21 protein-coding genes are annotated in these 21,817 nt (G+C 52.6%); 20 read left to right on the forward strand and 1 reads right to left on the reverse strand.

The genetic code is table 11. The features are described 5' to 3' along the window. The first annotated feature begins 23 nt into the window (after positions 1-23). The 20 genes from PCI15_RS03850 to PCI15_RS03945 all read left to right on the forward strand — a co-directional run bounded on the left by PCI15_RS03850 (position 24) and on the right by PCI15_RS03945 (position 20,780). Positions 24-458 (forward strand): c-type cytochrome, encoded by a 435-nt coding sequence (locus PCI15_RS03850; protein WP_271273048.1) that lies wholly within the window; start codon positions 24-26, stop codon positions 456-458. A gap of 9 nt (positions 459-467) precedes the next feature. Further along, positions 468-1,871 carry a cbb3-type cytochrome c oxidase subunit I gene (locus PCI15_RS03855; RefSeq protein WP_271273049.1) on the forward strand — a complete coding sequence of 468 codons (1,404 nt, stop codon included), beginning with the start codon at positions 468-470 and terminating at the stop codon, positions 1,869-1,871. A 76-nt stretch (positions 1,872-1,947) separates the two neighbouring features. After that, a complete protein-coding gene (locus PCI15_RS03860; RefSeq protein WP_271273050.1) occupies positions 1,948-2,850 on the forward strand; it encodes a 4Fe-4S binding protein in 903 nt (300 codons plus the stop codon). Next, positions 2,847-3,419 (forward strand): cytochrome c oxidase subunit 3, encoded by a 573-nt coding sequence (locus PCI15_RS03865; protein ID WP_271273051.1) that lies wholly within the window; start codon positions 2,847-2,849, stop codon positions 3,417-3,419. The genes PCI15_RS03860 and PCI15_RS03865 overlap by 4 nt, the downstream gene beginning before the upstream one ends. Next, a complete protein-coding gene (locus PCI15_RS03870) occupies positions 3,416-3,670 on the forward strand; it encodes a cytochrome C oxidase subunit IV family protein (protein WP_271273052.1) in 255 nt (84 codons plus the stop codon). Before PCI15_RS03865 ends, PCI15_RS03870 begins: the two co-directional genes overlap by 4 nt. 59 nt (positions 3,671-3,729) lie before the next feature. Then, a complete protein-coding gene (locus PCI15_RS03875; protein ID WP_271273053.1) occupies positions 3,730-4,548 on the forward strand; it encodes a CbbQ/NirQ/NorQ/GpvN family protein in 819 nt (272 codons plus the stop codon). Between the two features lie 33 nt (positions 4,549-4,581). Further along, the gene (locus PCI15_RS03880) at positions 4,582-6,453 is read left to right on the forward strand and encodes a nitric oxide reductase activation protein NorD (protein WP_271273054.1); all 1,872 of its coding nucleotides are present in this window, start codon (positions 4,582-4,584) and stop codon (positions 6,451-6,453) included. 163 nt (positions 6,454-6,616) lie between these two features. Further along, positions 6,617-8,002: a siroheme synthase CysG gene (gene cysG / locus PCI15_RS03885; RefSeq protein ID WP_271273055.1), complete on the forward strand. Its 1,386-nt coding sequence runs from the start codon at positions 6,617-6,619 to the stop codon at positions 8,000-8,002. 187 nt (positions 8,003-8,189) lie between these two features. Next, positions 8,190-9,035: a uroporphyrinogen-III C-methyltransferase gene (cobA, locus tag PCI15_RS03890; protein WP_271273056.1), complete on the forward strand. Its 846-nt coding sequence runs from the start codon at positions 8,190-8,192 to the stop codon at positions 9,033-9,035. A 32-nt stretch (positions 9,036-9,067) separates the two neighbouring features. Then, the gene (locus tag PCI15_RS03895; protein WP_271273057.1) at positions 9,068-9,412 is read left to right on the forward strand and encodes a c-type cytochrome; all 345 of its coding nucleotides are present in this window, start codon (positions 9,068-9,070) and stop codon (positions 9,410-9,412) included. Next, positions 9,409-10,605 (forward strand): cytochrome D1 domain-containing protein, encoded by a 1,197-nt coding sequence (locus PCI15_RS03900; protein ID WP_271273058.1) that lies wholly within the window; start codon positions 9,409-9,411, stop codon positions 10,603-10,605. Before PCI15_RS03895 ends, PCI15_RS03900 begins: the two co-directional genes overlap by 4 nt. Positions 10,606-10,607: 2 nt before the next feature. Next, positions 10,608-11,615: a siroheme decarboxylase subunit beta gene (gene ahbB / locus PCI15_RS03905; protein WP_271273059.1), complete on the forward strand. Its 1,008-nt coding sequence runs from the start codon at positions 10,608-10,610 to the stop codon at positions 11,613-11,615. Next, positions 11,612-12,091, forward strand: a complete 480-nt coding sequence (locus PCI15_RS03910; RefSeq protein ID WP_271273060.1) for an Lrp/AsnC family transcriptional regulator — start codon at positions 11,612-11,614, stop codon at positions 12,089-12,091. Before ahbB (PCI15_RS03905) ends, PCI15_RS03910 begins: the two co-directional genes overlap by 4 nt. Further along, the gene (gene ahbB / locus PCI15_RS03915) at positions 12,081-12,572 is read left to right on the forward strand and encodes a siroheme decarboxylase subunit beta (RefSeq protein WP_271273061.1); all 492 of its coding nucleotides are present in this window, start codon (positions 12,081-12,083) and stop codon (positions 12,570-12,572) included. Before PCI15_RS03910 ends, ahbB (PCI15_RS03915) begins: the two co-directional genes overlap by 11 nt. Positions 12,573-12,575: 3 nt before the next feature. Beyond that, a complete protein-coding gene (nirJ, locus tag PCI15_RS03920) occupies positions 12,576-13,787 on the forward strand; it encodes a heme d1 biosynthesis radical SAM protein NirJ (protein WP_271273062.1) in 1,212 nt (403 codons plus the stop codon). Further along, positions 13,777-15,276, forward strand: a complete 1,500-nt coding sequence (locus PCI15_RS03925; protein ID WP_271273063.1) for a nitrite reductase — start codon at positions 13,777-13,779, stop codon at positions 15,274-15,276. Before nirJ ends, PCI15_RS03925 begins: the two co-directional genes overlap by 11 nt. A 406-nt stretch (positions 15,277-15,682) precedes the next feature. Continuing rightward, positions 15,683-17,311 carry a cytochrome D1 domain-containing protein gene (locus PCI15_RS03930; protein ID WP_271273064.1) on the forward strand — a complete coding sequence of 543 codons (1,629 nt, stop codon included), beginning with the start codon at positions 15,683-15,685 and terminating at the stop codon, positions 17,309-17,311. Positions 17,312-17,385: 74 nt separating this feature from the next. Next, the gene (locus PCI15_RS03935; protein WP_271273065.1) at positions 17,386-19,164 is read left to right on the forward strand and encodes a NapC/NirT family cytochrome c; all 1,779 of its coding nucleotides are present in this window, start codon (positions 17,386-17,388) and stop codon (positions 19,162-19,164) included. Positions 19,165-19,379: 215 nt separating this feature from the next. After that, a complete protein-coding gene (locus PCI15_RS03940; protein WP_271273066.1) occupies positions 19,380-20,060 on the forward strand; it encodes a Crp/Fnr family transcriptional regulator in 681 nt (226 codons plus the stop codon). An 84-nt stretch (positions 20,061-20,144) separates the two neighbouring features. After that, entirely contained in the window at positions 20,145-20,780 is a 636-nt protein-coding gene (locus PCI15_RS03945) for a tetratricopeptide repeat protein (RefSeq protein ID WP_271273067.1), read from the forward strand. Positions 20,781-20,855: 75 nt separating this feature from the next. Here PCI15_RS03945 and PCI15_RS03950 read toward each other — a convergent pair whose 3' ends face one another. Then, entirely contained in the window at positions 20,856-21,788 is a 933-nt protein-coding gene (locus PCI15_RS03950; protein ID WP_271273068.1) for an MBL fold metallo-hydrolase, read from the reverse strand. Positions 21,789-21,817: the final 29 nt, after the last annotated feature.

A 21,817-nucleotide genomic window follows, 5' to 3' on the forward strand; every position in this document is an offset into this window, starting at 1 on the left:
GTGCAAAGGGTGGAGATACCTTTATGAATGAAACATTTACAAAATCAATGGCGAGGAACATCTTCTTTGGCGGAAGTATGTTCTTCTTTTTGCTGTTGGTCGGTTTATCTGCGGATACCGTGCAACGGCTACCCGAAAGGGATAACCGCGAAAACCTGACGGCGCAGGTGGCACTGGGCAAAAAAGTCTGGGAAGACAATAACTGCCTGGGCTGTCATACCCTGTTAGGCGAGGGCGCTTATTTTGCACCAGAGCTGGGCAACGTGTATGTCCGCTACGGTAACAGCAAAGAAGCGATCAAGGGCTTTATTACAAGCCGTCCTGTCGATGGTATTCCTGGGCGTCGCAGTATGCCTCAGTTCAACATGTCCGAAGAAGAACTCGACGCAATTGCTGAGTTCCTCAAGTACATGTCTGAGATAGACACCAATGACTGGCCACCTAATGTTCAAGGGTAAGGGACGATTATGAAGTATCAATCTCAAAGTGTAGCCAAACCGTATTTTATTGCGGCAATTGGCCTGTTCGTCGGACAGATCCTGTTCGGCCTGATTATGGGGCTTCAGTATGTGATCGGTGATTTCCTGTTCCCGGAAATTCCGTTCAACGTGGCCCGTATGGTACACACCAACTTACTGATCGTTTGGTTGCTGTTCGGCTTTATGGGGTCCACCTATTACATGGTGCCTGAAGAGTCTAAAACCGAACTGTATTCGCCGAAGCTGGCAATGCTCCTGTTCTGGGTCTTCCTGGTGGCCGGTGCGCTGACCATTGTAGGTTATCTGGCGGTGCCTTATGCACGTCTGGCAGAGCTGACCGGCAATGATCTGTTGCCAACCATGGGGCGGGAGTTCCTTGAACAGCCAACCATTACCAAAATCGGTATTGTGATTGTGGCGCTGGGCTTCCTGTTCAACGTGGGTATGACACTGTTACGTGGCCGTAAGACTGTTATCACCATGGTGCTGTTCCTGGGTCTGGTAGGACTGGCGGTATTCTTCCTGTTCTCTTTCTATAACCCGCATAACCCTGTGCTGGATAAGATGTTCTGGTGGTGGGTTGTTCACCTGTGGGTTGAAGGTGTATGGGAACTGATCCTGGGTGCAATCCTGGCCTTCACACTTATCAAGGTAACCGGTGTTGACCGTGAAGTGATCGAGAAGTGGCTGTACGTGATCATCGCAATGGCTCTGATTACAGGTCTGCTGGGTACCGGTCACCACTACTTCTTCATCGGTACACCTGAGTACTGGTTGTGGGTAGGCTCAGTGTTCTCTGCACTGGAACCGATTCCGTTCTTCATGATGACTCTGTTTGCTTTCAACATGGTGAACAAGCGTCGTCGTCAGCACCCGAACCGTGTGGCGGTTCTGTGGGCGCTGGGTACCGGTGTAATGGCCTTCCTGGGTGCCGGTGTATGGGGCTTCCTGCACACGCTGGCGCCGGTTAACTACTACACCCACGGTTCGCAGATTACTGCTGCACACGGTCACATGGCCTTCTACGGTGCATACGTAATGATCGTACTGACTATGATCTCTTATGCGATGCCAATGCTGAACGGACGTGAAGCGGCGAACAGCAACAAGTCTCAGGTCACAGAAATGTGGGGCTTCTGGCTGATGACTGTTTCCATGGTCTTCATCACTCTGTTCCTGACCGGCGCAGGTATCCTGCAGGTTTACCTGCAACGCTTCAGCGATACACCGCTGCCGTTCATGATAGTGCAGGATAAGATCGAGCTGTTCTACTGGCTGCGTGAGGTTGCCGGTGTGATCTTCCTGCTTGGCCTGATCGTCTACATCGTAAGCTTCTTTGTGAAGGGTGAAGAAGCCCGTCTGAAGCCTGCCGAGCAGACATTAGTAGAGTAAGCAGAGCAAGTTAAGTAAGTTAAGTAAGCAGTATCCCTCCCCTTCGCGGGGAGGGTTTGTTTGTCGGAGTGTCGTCATGAAGCAGCCAAACCAACGCTTAAGAACTCTGACCCGCAGCGCATTCTTTGCGCTGTTTCTCGTTGCGCCGGTTCTGGATATTTTCCGTTACGATCTGACCGCCGGCCATTTCGTAATTTTTACCTATCCGCTGAGTCTGGGGCTGGAATCGATTCAGGGGAATGACGCCGCACTGCAGATTTTGCTGCGGGTGCTGTTACCTGCGGTAATACTGATTGCAGCGGGTATCTGGATTGCTTACCGCTTCGGGCGGCTCTATTGCGGTTGGCTGTGTCCGCATTTCTCAGTGGTTGAACTGATTAACGGCCGGATGGAAAAGCTGCTGGGACGGCCGACTATCTGGGAAGCCGGTTCAAAGCCTCACAGTGTGTCTTCCTGGCTGATTCTTGTCATCGTCGCGGTGCTTATCGCCTTTACCTGGGCGGTCGGTTTGCTGGGGTATCTGTTGCCGCCGCTGGAGCTTTATCAGGATTTATTAACCGGTGAGCTGGGGTTTACCAGCTGGCTGTTTTTAGGTGTGGCCACCGCCCTGTTTACCATTGATTTTCTGTTTGCCCGTCATCTGTTCTGTAAATTTGGCTGTGCACTGGGTGTGTTTCAGAGCCTGGTCTGGATGATGAATCCTAAAGCGCTGATGGTGAGCTTCGATGCCGGCCGTGCCGCGCTGTGTAAAGACTGCGATAAAGCCTGTGATAAAGCCTGTCCGATGCGTTTGCCTGCCCGCAGTATCAAGCGGAAGAAGTTTACCTGCACCCAGTGCAGCGAATGTATTCAGGCCTGTAACCAGGTGCAGAAAGATAACCCTGACGGCAGCCTGCTGCACTGGGGTAACGGCGATCCGCGACGCAGTTCTGATGCGGATAAAATTATTCCCAGTGTTGATATAGGAGCCCAGAAATGACCGCGCAGGCCGACATTAATATCAGACAGTTGCCCGGGGACTTCGCCGTCTGGCTGTTTATCCTTGCTGAACTGAGTGTTTTTGCACTGTTCTTTATTCTCTATGCCATTACCCGGCTGCGCTTTCCGGATATGTTTGCTGAAGGGCAGGCACAATTGAGTGTGCTGGCCGGCGTGGGCAATACGCTGGCATTACTGACAAGTAGCTGGTTTGTGGCCCGTGCCCAGCTGAAGGTACACCGGGGGCAGGCCGGTGGTAATGTTTTTCTGTTGCTGGCACTGGTCTCTGCCTGCGTGTATCTGTGGATAAAAGGCTCAGAATATCAGCATTCGGCAGCGCTGGGGTTTGATCTGGGAACCAACGACTTTTACTTCTTTTATTACGGCCTGACAGCCTTTCATATGTTTCACGTCATTCTGGGCATGCTGGTGCTGGTATGGCTGATGGTGCAGAACGGGCGCGGAAGGTACCGCGACGGCTGTATGAATGAATTTGAAAGCGGAGCCAGTTACTGGCACATGGTAGACCTTCTCTGGTTAGTACTCTTTCCTTTGGTATATCTCTTATGAGCGAAGCACGTTTAACAGACAGTATCTGGATATTATTGATATTGGTCACGGTCGCCATGGCATATTTCGGCGAGAATGGTGCCATTACCTTCGCAGCAGTTGTGCTTATTCTGTCTGCCAGTGCAGTGAAAGCATTCTGTGTTGTGGATTATTTTATGGGGCTCAGAAAAGCTCCGCGGGTATGGCGTTTTATGTTACTGGCATACGCTCCGGTGATCGGGGTGATTGTGAGTGTGACTTATCTGTTTTGAGCAACCGCTCAGATCGCTTCGCGGCGAACAGCGGCGTTTGCCGTATGGAGAAATATGTGATGAATAATCTGACAACCATCGATACTTCCGCGGCAGGCTCTGCTGCTTTTTATCAGCCACAGGGCAATGAAGAAGCGCTGTTTATGCACGCTTATGAACACCAGTTGCCGGTATTGCTGAAAGGGCCGACCGGTTGCGGTAAAACCCGTTTTATCAGTTATATGGCTGAAAAGCTTGGCCTGCCGCTGCACACGGTCGCCTGTCATGATGACCTCAGTGCCTCGGATCTGGTTGGCCGCCATCTGATCGGCGATGGCTGCACCGTCTGGAGCGACGGTCCCCTGACCCGCGCGGTACGTGAAGGGGGCATCTGTTATCTGGATGAAGTCGTGGAAGCCCGTAAAGATACCACCGTGGTTATTCACCCGCTGACAGATGACCGGCGTATTCTGCCGATCGACCGGACCGGTGAGGTGCTGGAAGCCCCGGATAATTTTATGCTGATCGTGTCTTATAACCCGGGCTATCAGAATGTACTCAAGGGGATGAAGCCGAGTACCCGGCAGCGTTTTCTGTCGATGAGCTTTGATTACCTGCCAGCGGCTGAAGAAACGGCCGTCATCGTGCATGAAACCGGTGTTGATGAGGCCATCGCGACCCGTTTAGTAGCGCTGGCGAACAGCCTCCGGGAACTGAAAGATCAGGATCTGGAAGAAGGCGCCAGTACCCGCTTGCTGGTCTACACAGCCACGCTGATTGCAGCAGGCTTTGATCCGTTACAGGCGTGCCGGGCAGGTATGATCGAACCGCTGACCGACGATGCCCAGACCGTTGTCGGCTTAATGGAGCTGGCGCAGGCAACCTTTGGCGCAGCGTAATATTCAAATCAGGCGGTTAGCGAAGAGGCAGTAATGGAAGAGCGGGTCGGTCAGATATGGGATAAGTGGATCACTAAACTGGCGTATCAGGGATATCCTGAGGCGGCGGTTCAGCTGGATGATGTCAAAGCTGCTCTGGGGGTTTTCTACCGCGGGCTGGGCGGAGACAGTGGCCTGACGATCAGTGCCACCACACCGACTCTGCACCGTGCCCGCCGTAACTGGCTGCACCGGGTGGCCGGTACCGGCAGTAAGGTTGAGCTGGCCTGGTATGACGAACGTTGTCTTTATTTGCCACAGCGTCTGGATGTTTTTCCACAGGCAGAACTGAACCGCGAACTGTATTTCTGGCTGGCAGCACTGGCGGGTACGCCGGCAACGGCTGAAGTGCATCTGGGGATGAACTGGCTGGTGGATAACCAGCAGCGCTGCCTGCAAACCCTGTCATTGTATCCCGGGCTGAAGCCCCGTTATCAGCGGCTGGTGGATGCGTTTCTCCGGCTGCGTGATCCTGCTGAACTGAAGCACAGCGGTCAGGCAGCGGTGTTGTCGGCGGTGTATCAGGCGTTACGTGAGCCGGGCTCGGTAACAGAATTGCCGGCGGATGATTTTGCACCGGATCCGGTACCTTTGTGGTTGCACCCGAATCCGCCCCGGGCGGAAGGGTTGCACAGTGAAGATAACGGCAAAGACCGGGATTCTTCGCAGGGGCAGAGTAAACAGGGTGAACAGCGCCGCCGTCAGGCGGAGCGGGTGGAAAAGCCCGAGGAGAACGGTACCACACTGGGGGTACGGCACGAGGCTGATCTGTTTTCCTATGCTGAGTTTTGTCAGATGGACCGGGGCTCTGAAGACGAGGATGACCTGGATCAGGCCGAATCCATTGCCAATGATATCGACAAAATGTCCGTCACCCAGGACAGTACACCGGTGGCAAGCCGGATTAAGTTTGATCTGGATCTGCCATCCGCTCAGGAAGACGATATTCCCCTCGGCGAAGGTATCCGCTATCCGGAGTGGGACTATAAACGGCAGGTATTGCTGCCGGATTACAGCTGTATCATTCCGATGCAAAGCCGAAATGCGCAGGCCAGTGATTTACCGGCTCACTTACAGACAACAGCCCGGCGTCTGCGCCGTCAGTTTGAAATGCTGACTAACCGTTCCGTGCGGTTACGCAGTCAGTATGACGGCGATGAACTGGACATTGATGCCTACCTTCAGCACCGCACTGCACTGGCGACCGGAAAGGGCGATGATGGCCGCTTATACAGCCAGAAACGGCGGTTACAGCGGGACATGTCCTGCCTGTTGCTGGCGGATCTGTCGTTATCCACAGATGCCTGGGTGGGCACTCAGAATGCGGAAGATGACTGTCAGGTGATAGATGTGATCCGTGACAGCCTCTATCTGTTTTCAGAAAGCCTGCATGCCAGCGAGGATCAGTTCGCCATTCACGGTTTTTCCTCCCGTCGGCGGGAGCATGTCCGCTTTAACTGTCTGAAGGATTTCGGCGAAACTTATAACGACACGGTACGTGGCCGTATCGCTGATATTTCACCGGGCTTTTATACCCGCATGGGGGCCGCTATCCGTCATGCGTCGGCACTGTTGGCGAAGCAGCCGGCGGAGAAAAAACTGCTCTTGCTGGTGACTGATGGTAAGCCTAACGACCTTGACCGCTATGAAGGCCGGCACGGTATTGAAGATACCCGTAAGGCGATTCAGGAAGCCCGCAGCATGGGGCTGGTACCATTCTGTATCACCATTGATGAGCAGGCTAATCAGTATCTGCCATATCTGTTTGGCCGTCAGGGATACACCTTTATTCACCGGGCAACCCAGTTACCGAAAAAGCTGCCGCAACTGTATCTGAAACTTACTGGCAAGCTGCTGGAACACTGAGTCAGCTGCCAACTGCTGATTGATATGCATCAAGGCGCAAATCCCCCTGTCTGTTTAGGCTGATGTGCAAACAGTGCCTTTAAATTGCTGCCGTTTACGGACATCGGTTTACGGGCATTTCTTACGAGCTTTGCATGTCTGATCTTTGCCAGGGGGCCGGTCAATGGATTTTCTGCCAATTTTTTATAATCTTCAGCAACAACGCTGCCTGTTGGTTGGCGGTGGGGATGTCGCACTGCGTAAAGCCAGTTTACTGGTCAGCGCGGGCGCTAAACTCTGTGTCGTTGCACCGCAACTGTGTCCGGATCTTGAAACCCTGATTCATGAACACGGCGGCGAGTATTACCCGACCGACTACACGGCCGCCCATCTGGAAGGGGTGGTGCTGGTTATCTCGGCCATCGAGGATCAGGCTGTGGATGAACAGGTTTCTGCTGATGCCAAACAGCAGGGGCTGCCGGTGAATGTTGTGGATAAGCCAGCCCTGAGTAACTTTATCATTCCTGCGGTCATTGACCGTTCACCCATTGTTATGGCGGTGTCCAGTGGTGGACAGTCACCGGTTCTGGCCCGTCTGCTGCGGGGCAAGCTGGAGTCCATGATTCCAGCCAGTTACGGGCGGTTGGGGCAGCTGGCCGGGCGTTTCCGTGAGCAGGTGAAAGCCCGTTTTGAAACCCTGAATCAGCGCCGGGTATTCTGGGAGTCTGTCCTGCAGGGGCCGGTGGCTGAAATGATATTTGCCGGCAAGGACCGTCAGGCTGAGCGTTTGCTGGAGCAAGCTCTGGAAGAGGGCAGTACGGGCCATTCTGACGGCGAGGTTTATCTGGTCGGCGGCGGGCCGGGTGACCCTGATTTGCTGACGTTTAAAGCCCTGCGGCTGATGCAGCAGGCAGATGTGGTTGTGTATGACCGTCTGGTATCCCACCGGGTGCTGGACCTGTGTCGCCGGGACGCTGACCGGGTGTTCGTCGGGAAAAACTGCAACCAGCACGTGATTTCTCAGGAAGACATTAATGCCTTGTTGGTTAAGCTGGCGAAAGAGGGCAAGCGGGTATTGCGGCTGAAGGGCGGTGATCCGTTTATTTTTGGCCGGGGTGGCGAAGAAATCGGTGAGCTGATGGCGGAAGATATTCCCTTTCAGGTGGTGCCGGGCATTACCTCGGCGTCCGGCTGTGCGGCATACGCCGGCATCCCGCTGACCCATCAGAACTATGCCCAGTCTGTCCGTTTCGTGACCGGGCATTTGAAGGATGGTCACTGCGATTTACCCTGGCCGGAGCTGGTGCGTGAACACCAGACGCTGGTGATCTATATGGGGCTGCTGAGCCTGACACAGATCTGTGAACAGCTGATGCGTCATGGTATGTCTCCGCGAATGCCAATTGCGCTGGTGGAAAACGGTACCTTGCCCGAGCAGCGTATTCTGACCGGTACCCTTGCGGATATTGCTGATCAGGCAGCGGTGACTGATTTTCAGCCGCCGGCGCTGATTATCATCGGTAAGGTAGTTGCCCTGCGTGACCGGCTGGACTGGTACAGCCAGAGCTGATACGCATTTCTTTTGTTGTTTCCTTAAATCGCTGTCCGGCTTGTTACTTGTTGTTTTGCAAGTATTTATTTGGCGGGTCGGACACGCTTTCAGCTAATTTATAATCTTTTGATTTTTGTCAATGTGGCTGACAGGGCTGCTGCGTACACTGGATTTGTCTTCCAATCACAGTCAGAAGGAATGTGATATGAGCTTGCCTGAAACTGATAATTCTCCGTCTGCTAAGGAGAATAAAACACGCAGCCTTAAGAGCAATGCCTGTGTATATCTGGTGGGTGCCGGTCCCGGCGATCCTGAGTTACTGACTGTGAAAGCACAGCGCCTGATCCGCGAGGCTGATGCGGTGGTGTATGACCGCCTGGTGTCTGAAGAAATCATTGCCCAGATTCCGGCAGGTGTCGCCCGTATTTATGTGGGTAAGGCCACTGGCCGTCATTCCCTGCCGCAGGATGAAATCAATCAGCTGCTGGTCAAACTGGCAAAAGGCTACCGCCATATTGTGCGTCTGAAGGGCGGCGATCCGTTTATTTTTGGCCGTGGCAGCGAAGAGGCGGCGGTGCTGACTCAGAACAATGTCCGTTTTGAAATTGTGCCCGGCATTACATCAGCAATGGCCTGTGCGGCTTATGCCGGTATTCCGCTGACTCACCGTGGTGTGGCCGACGGCGTGCACATTGTGACCGGCCATCGCCAGAATGACGAAGGACTTGAACTGGATCTTGGCGCATTCAGCGACAGCCGCTGCACCCTGGCGGTGTATATGGGGCTGGCGAATCTGACGCCGATTGTGAATGCAGTTCTGGCGGCAGGCCGTCCCGCATCCACACCGGTGGCGGTCATCGAAAAAGGCACTACGCCACAACAGCGCAGGGTTGTAACTGATCTTGCCCATCTGGTGGTAGATACGGCTGCAGCCGGCATTGCACCCCCGGCCATGGTCGTGATTGGGGATGTGGTGAATCTGGCGGCAACACTGGACTGGTTTGAGCCGGCTGCTGAGCCGATAGAGCAACAGTCCCTGAGTCAGATGTAATTTATCCGCTGTAAAAGGGAGATGTGAAGAATATGAAGTATTTAGCTGTTCTGACTATCTGCTTTTCCACTCTGAGCCTGGCGCAGGCCGGCTCGTCCGCTGACGGTGTACAGCCAGCAGCCCTAAGCGCAGAGCGGCAGGCAGAGCTGTCCCACTTACTCAGACATGACTGTGGCTCCTGCCACGGGATGACCCTCAAAGGAGGGCTGGGGCCGGCATTAACCCCGGATGTTCTGAGTAACAAACCGGAAGAATATCTTTTTCATGTCATCAGCTATGGCCGTCAGGGAACGCCAATGCCTCCCTGGCAGGGCATTCTCAGTGATGATGATATCCGCTGGCTGGTAGACGCACTTAAGGAAGGTGTTGATTCATGAATATTAAGAACTGGCGCCGGCATGCGCTTAGCTGCTGTGTGGTACCGCTGTTAATCAGCTTTGCTTCTGTCAGCCATGCTGCCGAAGCCCGTGGTACCGGGGATCTGGGTGTCATTATTGAACGTGCTACCGGCAGTGTGCAGGTGGTGGAACATACCGGTGGCTCGCAGCTTTATCAGGTTGAAGGGCTGGGGGATTTATCCCATGCCTCTATCGTGTTTTCCCGTGATGAACGTTTCGCCTATGTGTTCGGCAGGGACGGTGGATTAACCAAGGTGGATATCCTCAGCGGCAAAATTGATAAGCGGGTGTTACAGGGCGGTAACAGCATTGGTGGGGCAATCTCTGAAGACGGCACGCTGGTCGCGGTTTCAAACTATGAGCCCGGCGGCGTGAAAATCTTCAATGCCCGGACACTGGCGCTGGTGGCTGATATCCCGGCGGTCGGGGCGAACGGTGTGCAATCTAAAGTGGTCGGGCTGGTGGATGCGCCGGATAACCGCTTTGTGTTCAGCCTCTATGAATCCGATGAGATCTGGATTGCTGATGTTTCTGAGCCGGCAACCCCTCAAATTACCAAATTTACAGACATCGGCCGTCAGCCTTACGACGCGCTGATTACCCCGGACGGTCGCTATTACATCGCCGGTCTGTTTGGCGAAGATGGCATGGCGCTGGTGGATCTGTGGTATCCGGAAAAAGGTGCCCGCCGGATTCTGGATGGCTATGGCCGCGGCGAAGAGAAACTGCCGGTGTATAAGATGCCCCATCTGGAAGGCTGGGCGATTGCAGGGGATTACGCCTTTGTACCTGCAGTGGGCCATAACCAGGTGATCGTGGTGGACCGTAAAAGCTGGCAGCAGGTCGGCAAGATCCCGGTCCATGGCCAGCCAATTTTTGTCATGGCCCGGCCGGGCGGACGGCATATGTGGGTGAATTTTGCTTACCCCAATAACGATACCCTGCAGGTAATTGATACCGAAAGTCAGGAAATCATCCAAACACTGAAGCCGGGTAAAGCCGTATTGCATATGGAATTTACGCCGAAGGGAGACAAAGTCTGGGCGTCTGTCCGGGATGATGATCAGGTACAGATTTACGACACCAAAAGTTTTGAAAAACTTGATCAGTTACCGGTGGAAAAACCGTCCGGCATCTTCTTTACCAACCGTGCTCACACCATAGGGTTATGATCATGAGTAGCCTGGAACAACGATTACTGAATAACTATCAGCGTAACTTTCCGCTGGTGCCTGAACCTTATGACCAGTTGGCCAGCGAGCTGGGGTCTGACAGCCAGACTGTCCGGGACCTGCTCGCTGAATTACTGATGCGGGGTAAGGTCAGCCGGGTCGGTCCGGTTTTCAAGCCCCGTATGCTCGGCAGCAGTACTCTGGCTGCGATGAGCGTGCCGCAGGAGATGCTGACCGAGGTGGCCACGCTGGTGAATGGCTACCCGGAAGTGAACCATAACTATGAGCGTGAGCACCGGCTGAATCTGTGGTTTGTCGCTGTCGCAGCGGATCAGGAAAAGCTGCAGCAGGTGCTTGGCGGTATTGAATCCCGCAGCGGCTATGAGGTGATGAGCCTGCCTCTGCTGAAGGAATATCACATTGATCTGGGCTTCCGGATGGATGCCGGCGACAAACAAAAAGTTGCCACCAGTCCGGCGCAGAAAAATACCGACTGCAGCTTTGATCCTGCCTTACACGGTTCACTGATTGCAGCAATTCAGACCGGGCTGCCACTCACAGAACGGCCTTACCTGACGGTCGGCGAACAGCTCGGACTCTCGGAAGACACCGTCATTGAGACACTTTCAGAAATGCAGTCTGCGGGCATTATTCGCCGTTTTGGCGTGATTGTCCGCCATCATGAGCTGGGCTACCGGGCCAATGCGATGTTGGTGTGGGACGTGCCGGATGATCAGGTAGATGAACTGGGACAGCAACTGAGTGCCGAGCAGAAGGTAACCCTTTGTTATCAGCGCCCCAGAATCAAGCCGCGCTGGCCGTATAACCTGTTCAGCATGATTCATGGCAAAAGCCGTGATGAAGTGATGGCTTACGTGGATGATCTGGTGGATAAACTGGCGCTGAAAGATACCCCTTACGAAGTGTTGTTTTCACTGCAACGGTTTAAGCAGTGCGGTGCGAAATACATCGTTCAGGAAGATACACATCAACAGGCGGTGTTGCGATGAACGACCTGAATACCGTCGCTCCGGCTGACGCGCTGGATGCGCTGGATAAGCGCATTATCAATACGCTGCAACGCAGTTTTCCGGTGTGTGATCATCCCTTTGCGGTGGTGGCTGAACAGCTCGGTACGACAGAAGGTGAGCTGATCAGCCGGTTACAGCGGTTACGCGAAGATAAAATCCTCAGCCGTTTTGGCCCTCTGTATAACGCTGACCGCTTTGACGGTGCTGTCAGCCTGTGTGCTATCGCGGTGCCTCAGGCGCGGTTCGATGAAGTGGCTGAGCAGGTGAATGCCTTTCCCCAGGTGGCACACAATTATGAGCGGGATCATGAACTGAATATGTGGTTTGTGGCCGCCACTGAGAGCTGGCAGGAACTGGAAGACACTCTGGCGGCTATAGAAGCTGAAACCGGCCTGATAGTCCGGAATATGCCTAAATTACACGAGTTTTATGTGGGGCTGTATTTTGAAATCTGACGCAGAATTACAGGTGCTGGACCGGGACATTATTCTTAAAACCCAGGCCGGATTGCCCCTGATAGCCGAGCCGTATAAGCAGATCGCTGCTGAACTGGATATTGATGCCGAACTGCTGATGCAGCGGATCAGAATTATGCAGGATGACGGCCGCATCCGACGTATCGGCGCGGTGCCGAATCATTACCGGCTGGGCTATACCGGCAATGGTATGTCCGTCTGGGATGTACCCGATGAGAAGGTGCATGAACTGGGGGAAATGATCGGGGCGCTGGATTATGTCAGCCACTGTTATCACCGCCCGCGGTTTTTGCCTGACTGGCCGTACAACCTGTTTGCCATGGTGCACGGTCGCAGCCGCGAAGAAGTCATTGAAAAAGCACAAAAAATAGCGGATTTACTGGGAGAGCACTGCCGTCGCAGAGATGTTCTGTTCAGTAGCCGAATCTTAAAGAAAACCGGAATCCGCATTGGAGGCTGAACCATGTTTCGTATCTCTCAGTATATGCAGGAGCTTGTCAATCCAACTCCGATAGGCCCTAAGCGTAACCCGCCGGGCCCGGTGGTTATCTGGAATCTGGTGCGCCGCTGCAACCTTGCCTGTAAACACTGTTATTCAATTTCTGCCGACGTAGATTTTCCCGGCGAACTTACGACCACTCAGGTTGTGGATGTCATGAAAGATCTGCGCAGCTTTAAAGTGCCGGTGCTGATTTTATCCGGCGGTGAACCGTTATTGCGTCCGGATATTCTGGATATCTCTCATCAGGCTAAAGCCATGGGCTTCTATGTGGCGCTGTCTACCAACGGCACCCTGATCGATGAATCCAACATCGAAGCGCTGGCCGCAGTGGGATACGACTACCTGGGGATAAGCATTGACGGTGTGCGGGAAACCCATGATGAGTTTCGCCAGAAACAGGGGGCGTTTGACGCGTCTTTCAAAGGGTTGCAACTGTGCCGGGAAGCGGGTATTAAAGTCGGTATGCGCTTCTCCATCACTCAGGATAACTCCCATGAATTACCCTACCTGCTGGATGTGATGGATGAGGAAAAGGTCGACAAGTTCTACTTGTCTCACCTCAATTACGGCGGCCGGGGTAACCGTCACCGGGGGCATGATGCGGTTCATCAGATTACCCGCGAAGCGCTGGATCTGCTGTTCGAACGCTGCTGGGAAGATGTTCAGGCAGGCCGTCACCGGGAGTTTGTGACCGGCAATAACGATGCTGACGGTGTGTATTTCCTGCACTGGGTGCAGCGCCATTTTCCGGACCGCTACGAACATATGCGGGCCAAACTGTCCCAGTGGGGCGGTAACTCTTCCGGTGTCAATGTGGCCAATATCGATAATCTGGGCAATGTACATCCGGATACCTTCTGGTGGAATTACAACCTGGGCAATGTGCTGGAACGGCCGTTTTCAGAAATCTGGCAGGATACCAGTGATCCGCTGATGGCCGGTTTTAAAGCTGAAGAACGTTGCCTGGGCGGCCGCTGCGGCGTGTGTACTTATAAGGATGTCTGTGGCGGAAATACCCGTGTCCGGGCGTTCCAGACAACCGGTGATCCATGGTGGGAAGATCCTGCCTGCTATCTGGATGATCAGGAGCTGGGGGTTAATCTGGCGGACTATGAAGCAGAAAAACCCGTAAAAATGGATCTGAATGTGCGGAGGATTCGCTTTGCCAGCTAAACATCTTTCTGTCTTGCTGCCGTTATTGCTCAGCGGGGCGGTTGCCGCAGCTGAACCGGATCCGGCACAGCTGTATCAGCAAAACTGTGCCGCCTGTCATGGCGCAGACCGGCTTGGTCTGATTGGCCCGGCACTGTTGCCGGAAAACTTAAAGCGGGTGAGAAAAAAGGCGGCGGTGAACTCGGTCACCAACGGCTTGCCCGCCACACAAATGCCGGCGTTTGGCAATGTGCTCAGTGAAGCGGAAATTGCCAGTCTGGCGGACTATATCTATACCCCACTGGCAGAAGTGCCGCAGTGGAGTGAACAGGCGATTAAAGATAGCCATGTGATCTATAAGCCGGATCTGGTAACCGGTGATGCCAGCACTGCAACGCCGGTGTATACCGCAGATCCGCTGAACGTGTTTCTGGTGGTGGAAGCAGGCGATCACCATGTCTCGGTACTGGACGGTGATACCTTTGAACCCATTCACCGCTTTAAGTCCCGCTACGCTTTACACGGCGGGCCGAAGTATACGTCGGATGGCCGTTTTGTCTATTTTGCATCCCGGGATGGCTGGGTGACGAAATATGATATGTATAACCTGGAAGTGGTGGCGGAAGTCCGTGCAGGTATCAATGCCCGTAATGTGGCCGTGTCCGGGGATGACCGCTATGTGCTGGTAGGGAATTATCTGCCCCATACGCTGGTGGTGCTGGATGCCACTGACCTGAGCTTTGTAAAGACTATTCCGGTGGCGGATGAACAGGGAGAAAGTTCCCGGGTCAGTGCGGTATATGCTGCTGCTCCCCGGCAGAGTTTTATCGCTGCCCTGAAAGACTTTAAAGAAGTCTGGGAAATCAGTTATGCCCCGGAAACACCGTTACAGGTGACCCGCATTAAAATGGATGACTATCTGGACGACTTCTTCTTCGATCAGGCATATAACCACATCATGGGGGCTGCCCGAAACGCGAAGAATGGTCAGGTGATTGATCTGAACAGCCAGCAAAAAGCGGCGGATCTTGATCTGACCGGCATGCCTCATCTGGGATCCGGGATTACCTGGCCATATCAGGATACGACTGTACTGGCCACGCCCAATCTGAAGGAACACACGGTTACCTTTATTGATACGCAAAACTGGAAGACGATTAAGAAGATCGATACCAAAGGGCCGGGATTCTTTATGCGCAGCCATGAAAATTCCCGTTACGCCTGGGTGGATGTTTTTGTCGGGCCGGATAAAGACGTCATGCACGTGATCGATAAGGAAACTCTGGAGATCGTTAAAACCCTGAAGCCTGAGCCGGGCAAAACCTCCGGACATATAGAATTCACCAAAGACGGCCGCTTTGCGCTGCTCAGTATCTGGGAAATGGACGGTGCAATTATTGTCTACGATGCCGAGACACTGGAGGAAGTAAAACGTTTACCGATGAAAAAGCCGGTCGGTAAATATAATGTGCACAATAAAATAACCCGTTCTGCGGGTACCAGTCATTAGAAAAATTTGCGAATAAATCCAGTGCACTTATTGTAATACTGGCATGAATGGACTGTTTTTATTCGCATGCATCGCTTTAGAATACTCTGTTTAATTACACAGAGTTTCCCCTGCCTGAGTAAGCTCTGGCGTCTTTCGTGATCTATCTAACTTGTTGATATTAATGATTAATGCCGGTTTTTGATAACCGTTTTATAGCAGGTTTGGTATTTTGGAATAATAAAAACTAATAGCAGAGTTCTTATTAAATAAAAAGACAGAGTTCCGTTTAAATAGCAAAAAAATGATAAAAAGTTTTTAAACTTGACCATAGTCAGTTTTTTTGTTGCCAGTTTGATTAATAGTGCATCCAGTAGAAGTTATTTAGCCAAACGAAAAACGTAAATAACCGCTGGAGAGCTGTTCGATGAAAACACTCAAGTATGGATTATCCACCATTGGCCTGGCTATCGGTATGGCATCAGGAGCACTGAGCATGTCTGCTGTTGCTGCTGAGCCTACCTTATCTGAAGCAGATTTTGCTAAAGCACAGTTGCAGTACTTCCAGCGTTGCGCTGGTTGTCACGGTGTTTTGCGTAAAGGCGCTACCGGTAAGAACCTTGAGCCAAAAGAAACCCTGAAGAAAGGTCAGGAACGTCTGGAGAAGATTATTGCCTACGGTACAGAAGGCGGTATGAACAACTTCGATGACATCTTCTCTAAAGAAGAGATTGCTAACCTGGCAACCTTCATTCAGATGGAGCCACCGGTGCCACCTGAAATGTCACTGGAGCAAATGCGTTCTCATACCAAAGAGTACGTTGCGCCAAAAGATTACCCAACTAAACCGCTGCACGGCCGTAACTGGAAGAACTTCTTCGTGGTTATCGAACGTGATGCCGGTAAAGCGGCAATCATTGATGGTGATACCAAAGAAATTATTACCCACATCAACACCGGTTACGCAGTACACGTAATCAAGGGTACTGAGCATCACAAGATTGATCACGCGGAAGACATCGGCCGTTTCTGGTACACCATTGGCCGTGACGGTAAGGTGAACAAGATCGACCTGTGGCAGACCCCTGACAAGATGCTGGTTGCTGAAACCAAGATGGCTTATGACGCCCGTGACATCGCTGTTTCAGGCGATGGCAAATACGTTGTTGCCGGTGGTTACTGGCCTGCGCATTTCGTCATCATGGATGCGGTGACACTGAATCCGCTGAAAGTGATCACAACCCGTGGCTATAACACTAAGGGTGAGTTTGTTAACGAAGCGCGTGTCGCGGCTGTTTACACTTCTCCTAACAAGTCTGAGTTCACCGTTGCTGTTAAAGAAACCGGCCAGATGTTGCAGGTTGATTACAGCGATCTGGATAACTTAACCATTACTTCAATTGCATCTTCTGAATTCCTGCATGACGGTTTCTACGATCCAACCGGTCGTTACTTCCAGATTGCGGCTAACGCTTCAAACAAGATGGTCATCGTTGATACTGAAACCGGTAAGTTAGAAGCTCAGATTGATGTTGATTCACTGCCACACCCTGGTCCTGGTGCTAACTGGAACGACAAAGAGTGTGGCCCTGTTGGCGGCACCACTCACTTAGGTACCGGTCTGGTATCTGTTTGGGGTAACGATCCTGCCAGCAACGCTGATAAAGCCTGGAAGCTGTGCTACGAAGTTGAGACTGATGGTGCCGGTGCATTCATCCGTACCCATCCGACATCACAGTACGTTTGGGCTGACCAGATCAAGCACCCTGAGCCGGAAATTCAGCAGTCAGTACAGGTATTTGATAAAGATACCCGTGAGATCGTTAAGACAATCCGTGTAACTGAAGAGCCGGGTAAAGCGGCACTGCACATGGAGTTTAACGAAGATGGTTCTGAAGTATGGGTATCTGTCTGGAACCGTACAGACAGCAAGAACCCTACCGGTGAAATCGTGGTTTATGATGCGAAGACTCTTGAAGAGAAGTCCCGTATTAAAGGCCTGACAACTCCTACCGGTAAGTTCAACGTTTACAACCGTATGAACCATAAAACCTAGTCACTCCCTGTAAACCCTGAATGCGGGCATGGCGTAAGTCATGCCCGCTCACCTCGCTTTGGTTAGAGTTGATTATGGATATAAATACATCAAGCAATTCTGGTTTCTGGTCCCGCCGCCGTGTGCTGGGCGTAACCGCTGCCGGTGCATTGGTATTTTTTGTTGTTGGTATTATTTTCTGGGGCGGTTTCAACACTGCTATGGAAGCAACCAATAGCACTGAGTTCTGCATTGGCTGTCATGAGATGGAAAATAATGTATTTCAGGAATACAAGCCAACCATCCATTATTCAAACCGTACCGGTGTAAGAGCCGGCTGTCCTGACTGTCACGTACCCCGTCCGTGGATTCACAAGGTGGTGCGTAAGATTAAAGCCTCCAGAGAGCTGTTCTACTGGGCGACAGGCAAAATTGATACTCCTGAAAAATTTGAAGAACACCGTCTGGACCTTGCGAAAAATGTCTGGTCGGCGATGAAAACTACCGATTCCAGAGAGTGCCGTAACTGTCACAACTTTGAATCGATGAATCCGGAATTCCAGAAACCCCGTGCCCGTAAGCAGCACATGAATTCCTTTGAAACAGGACAAACCTGTATCGACTGCCATAAAGGCATTGCGCACCATAACGTCAGAGACCAACTGACTGACGAAGAGCTGGAAGCCATTGAAGCGCCGAATCCGAAATACGTCCGTGAAATTCCAAAAGAATATCTGGAAGGTCTGGCACGTGTTGAAGCGAAGGAAGCGGCACTGGCGGCAGAAGCCAAAGCAGACAGCGAAGCGGCCATCAACCGTGCGGTTGCTGCCCTGAAAGCTGAGAATGAACGGCTGATTGCTGATGCGCAAAATAATGTAGCCTCTGTGGGCGCCGTACCGGCGGCAGCCAGTAATATTAATGTTGACTGGGGTAAAGCCAGCGCGTCCGATATTACTGTGTTCTATCCGGGTACCGCGTCAATGGAATGGATCCTGGGCCGTAAACACGGTGGTAAGCGTGCCTTTACCAAAGGTGACCGTTGTGTTGAATGTCACGGTGAAGAAACAGAGACCATTGGCCAGTTGATCGTCAGCGGTGAGAGTGAAAAAGAACTGGAGCCGAATCTGATCCCGGGTAAGCGGGGCAGCATTCCGGTCACAATCAATGCCACTCATGATGATGAATACCTGTACCTGCGCTTTAACTGGGCAGACGGGGATCACGCACCGGTGCCGTTCGTTGAAGGCGGTAAGATGGACCCTGCGAACCCAATGAAGCTGGCCTTCATGGTCGCCACCGATGAGGCTGAATACGCTGACCGTGCCGGTTGCTGGGGAACCTGTCACGCAGATGCTGACGAGATGCCTTTCGCCCCTGAAGATCAGGCGCTGAAAGACTCTGAGCTGGCAGCCCGTCTGGATCTGAATGCCGGTGTAACCAAGTATCTGACTGAGTCCCGTACCGAGATTGAGCTTAAAGGACGTCGCGGCAAAGCGCTGGGCGGCTGGGATAAGCTGAAATCAGAAGGGGATATCACCGCGGCAATGGCAGCCAACCAGTATATGGATTTGGTGCGCTACAAGTCCGGTGCAGATGAAGTGGAAGACGGCCAGATTCTGGCAGAGCGGACCATGCACGGTGGTCAGGGCGCTGAAGTGGAAGCGTCTCTGAAAGCGGGCACCTGGTCGGTTGTTGTGAAGCGTAAGCTGAAGTCTGATCAGCCGGGAGATGTCAGTATCGAACCGGGTAAACTGTATAACTTCGGTTTTGCCATCCACGATGACTTCACTAACGGCCGTTATCACCATGTATCTCTGGGCTACAAGTTAGCACTGGATGATGATCAGGCTGAGATAAACGCAGTTAAACAATAACACGCTGCAGTGTTAAAAAGGCTCTTCTCTGAAGGGCCTTTTTTCTGCCCGGGGCACTGAATATATGAATGAGGGCGAAAAAGTTCATTTTTGTGCCCGGTTTTTTACCATCAACTGAACAGGTTTTGACATGTGTCTAAATAAGCACTGCCTACTGCCTGCTATTATGAGGAGACTTTCGTTTAATAAATAATCAGTCCGAGAGCCCGTAAATCATGATTGAAGAAATTGCTGCAGAGGTGAGACAGCATCTGTTACTTTCATCGATGTCTGATCAGGCATTTGCTGAGTTAATCAGCCATTGCCGGATTGTGCACCTGGGGCACAACGAGAGTCTGTTTCATCAGGGAAGCGAAGCGCATAGTTTTTATATTGTCCTCAGTGGCAGGGTAAAGTTATTCCGGGTTTCCCCTGATGGCCAGACAAAGGTCATTGAAGTTGTCAGCCCAGGCCAGGCATTTGCCGAAGCGCTGATGTTTCTTGACCAGCATAAGTATCCGTTGAATGCCGAAGGGATGGAACCGGGAGATGTGTTGCTGATCCCCCGCCAGTACTATATGAAGCTGTTGATGGCCGAGCCGGAGTGTGCGGTACGTTTGCTGGGCAGCATGGCGTTGAAATTACACCGCCGTATTAATGAAATAGAAACTCTGACGCTGCAGAATACCCGTCACCGGCTGGGGCATTATCTGTCCAATCTGGCACCGGATCAGACCGCCCAGAGCTGCTGTTTTGATTTGCCAATGGCGAAGCAACTGATTGCTTCTCAATTGGGCATGCAGCCGGAAACCTTTTCCCGGCTGATCAAGGAAATGAAGAGTGCCGGCATTATTTCGGTGCACGGTGCTGAAATAAATGTACATGACTTATCCCGCCTGAGAGCTTTCGGGCACTAGCTGTATAAACTGCGGCCGGTATAATGGTCACATATACAGGGCTTTTAGCCCGGCTCAGTTTTTCGCAGCAGATAAGGATTTATCATGTCACTGATTCGACTCTCCGCTCTGGCATTCAGCGTATTGCTGACCGGTTGTGCCACTTCAAATTTCATTCCGGTTGTTGAAGAGCGTGGCCAGAGCACGGTTGGCGAAACCCGTCCGGCGGCAGATTCCCGTCAGGGGGTGATTGTGACACCGGTTCATCCGAGCCAGCCGATCGGTACTGTCACGCCGGTGGAAAACGGCGGGCAAATCCAGTCCCGTTCACTGGACAGTCAGCCGCTGAAGCCTGATGTGTTACCTACCCAGACCACTAAACCGATCAAAACGTCTGCATCGCTGACACCGGCACCGCCGCGTAATCCGGCGGTGATTGCGCTGCTGAATACGGCTGCACAGCAACAGCAGCAGGGATCTTTGAGTTCTGCTCAGTCCAGCCTTGAACGTGCCCAGCGGATCGCACCGCGGGACCCTCAGGTGTATTACCAACTGGCGGATGTTCGCTGGCGTCAGGGGCAGTTTCTGCAGGCGGAACAGTTGGCACTGAAAGGTGTGGCCGTGGCCGGTGGTCAGCCAAAGGTGGAGCGCCGCTTATGGTTACTGATTGCGGATATTCGCCGGGAAGGCGGTGACAGCAGCGGGGCTAAGCAGGCCCGGGAAAGGGCGGGACAGCTTTAACAGATCAGGTTTTCACAAAGAAAAGGCGCATATAGCGCCTTTTTTTATTCCGGATATTTGGTTAATTCGGATGAATCAGTGGCTTGCCGGCTGAATAATATCCAGATCGTTCGCAAAGAGGATGTCGCCATCATAGTGCTTACGAATCTCTGCCTCTGTTTCAGTTTCCTTACCCAGGCTGCGGTTCATACGGTGCGACAGCACCAGTTTTCCCGGATTGGCTTCTGCGGCAATGATACCGATATCACTGGGCTGCATATGTAAGCGGGCTGCAACCCCGCCTGCGCCCTGAGGAATCGCATTGTGGGCGACGATGATGTCGCTGTTTTCTGCCAGTGTGCTGAAAGTTTTGTACTGATTGCTCATGTCGCCAGTGAAACTGATGCTGCAGCCAGCAATGTTTACCCGCCAGGCAGTCGCGGCAATGGGTCCGTGATTGACAGGAATCGCCTGCAGGCTGATGTCATCATTCAGCGTGTAATCGCTGACTTCATGAGGCGTCAGGGGGACGTCCGTTGCCTGGATTTTATAGGCACTGCGCTGATCCGGTTCAACAAAGTTTTGCAGGTATGAATAGCTGCCTTCAGGGCCAAAGTTTTTACGGATGAATGCGGTAGTGGACGGCATCACCCGGTTGCCCGCCGGGCCGAATACCTGCAGATCACTGCGCCGCGGCGTAAAAAATGATGCCTTGATGAATGCTGGCAAATCCGCGCTGTGGTCAACATGCAGGTGGGTAAACAGAATCGCATCCAGATCCTGAATTTTAGCGCCGCTCTTTTCGAAGTTAATGCCACTGCCGGCACCGGCATCGATCAGAATTCGGGCGCGGTTATCCAGGCTGATCAGGTAACTGCTGGATGCGCGGTTATCAGTAAATTCCGGGCCACCGGAGCCCAGCACTTGTAAGCTGACGCGATCGGCGGCGCACTGATGACTGGCTTGCACAAGGCTGGCTGTTGTCAGAAGGGTTGAAGCAATAAACAGATGTTGTACTGAGGTAAACATGGTTGGCCCTCTTCCGTGAAAAAGGGCCA

The organism is Aliamphritea hakodatensis, from assembly GCF_024347195.1.
Taxonomy (GTDB): Bacteria; Pseudomonadota; Gammaproteobacteria; order Pseudomonadales; family Balneatricaceae; genus Amphritea; species Amphritea hakodatensis.

Excerpts from the sequence above, each read along its gene's own strand:
- PCI15_RS03850 (WP_271273048.1), top strand. The coding sequence starts at position 24 with ATGAATGAAACATTTACAAAATCAATGGCGAGGAACATCTTCTTTGGC.
- PCI15_RS03855 (WP_271273049.1), top strand. The coding sequence starts at position 468 with ATGAAGTATCAATCTCAAAGTGTAGCCAAACCGTATTTTATTGCGGCA.
- PCI15_RS03860 (WP_271273050.1), top strand. The coding sequence starts at position 1,948 with ATGAAGCAGCCAAACCAACGCTTAAGAACTCTGACCCGCAGCGCATTC.
- PCI15_RS03865 (WP_271273051.1), top strand. The coding sequence starts at position 2,847 with ATGACCGCGCAGGCCGACATTAATATCAGACAGTTGCCCGGGGACTTC.
- PCI15_RS03870 (WP_271273052.1), top strand. The coding sequence starts at position 3,416 with ATGAGCGAAGCACGTTTAACAGACAGTATCTGGATATTATTGATATTG.
- PCI15_RS03875 (WP_271273053.1), top strand. The coding sequence starts at position 3,730 with ATGAATAATCTGACAACCATCGATACTTCCGCGGCAGGCTCTGCTGCT.
- PCI15_RS03880 (WP_271273054.1), top strand. The coding sequence starts at position 4,582 with ATGGAAGAGCGGGTCGGTCAGATATGGGATAAGTGGATCACTAAACTG.
- cysG (WP_271273055.1), top strand. The coding sequence starts at position 6,617 with ATGGATTTTCTGCCAATTTTTTATAATCTTCAGCAACAACGCTGCCTG.
- cobA (WP_271273056.1), top strand. The coding sequence starts at position 8,190 with ATGAGCTTGCCTGAAACTGATAATTCTCCGTCTGCTAAGGAGAATAAA.
- PCI15_RS03895 (WP_271273057.1), top strand. The coding sequence starts at position 9,068 with ATGAAGTATTTAGCTGTTCTGACTATCTGCTTTTCCACTCTGAGCCTG.
- PCI15_RS03900 (WP_271273058.1), top strand. The coding sequence starts at position 9,409 with ATGAATATTAAGAACTGGCGCCGGCATGCGCTTAGCTGCTGTGTGGTA.
- ahbB (WP_271273059.1), top strand. The coding sequence starts at position 10,608 with ATGAGTAGCCTGGAACAACGATTACTGAATAACTATCAGCGTAACTTT.
- PCI15_RS03910 (WP_271273060.1), top strand. The coding sequence starts at position 11,612 with ATGAACGACCTGAATACCGTCGCTCCGGCTGACGCGCTGGATGCGCTG.
- nirJ (WP_271273062.1), top strand. The coding sequence starts at position 12,576 with ATGTTTCGTATCTCTCAGTATATGCAGGAGCTTGTCAATCCAACTCCG.
- PCI15_RS03930 (WP_271273064.1), top strand. The coding sequence starts at position 15,683 with ATGAAAACACTCAAGTATGGATTATCCACCATTGGCCTGGCTATCGGT.
- PCI15_RS03935 (WP_271273065.1), top strand. The coding sequence starts at position 17,386 with ATGGATATAAATACATCAAGCAATTCTGGTTTCTGGTCCCGCCGCCGT.
- PCI15_RS03940 (WP_271273066.1), top strand. The coding sequence starts at position 19,380 with ATGATTGAAGAAATTGCTGCAGAGGTGAGACAGCATCTGTTACTTTCA.
- PCI15_RS03945 (WP_271273067.1), top strand. The coding sequence starts at position 20,145 with ATGTCACTGATTCGACTCTCCGCTCTGGCATTCAGCGTATTGCTGACC.
- PCI15_RS03950 (WP_271273068.1), bottom strand. The coding sequence starts at position 21,788 with ATGTTTACCTCAGTACAACATCTGTTTATTGCTTCAACCCTTCTGACA.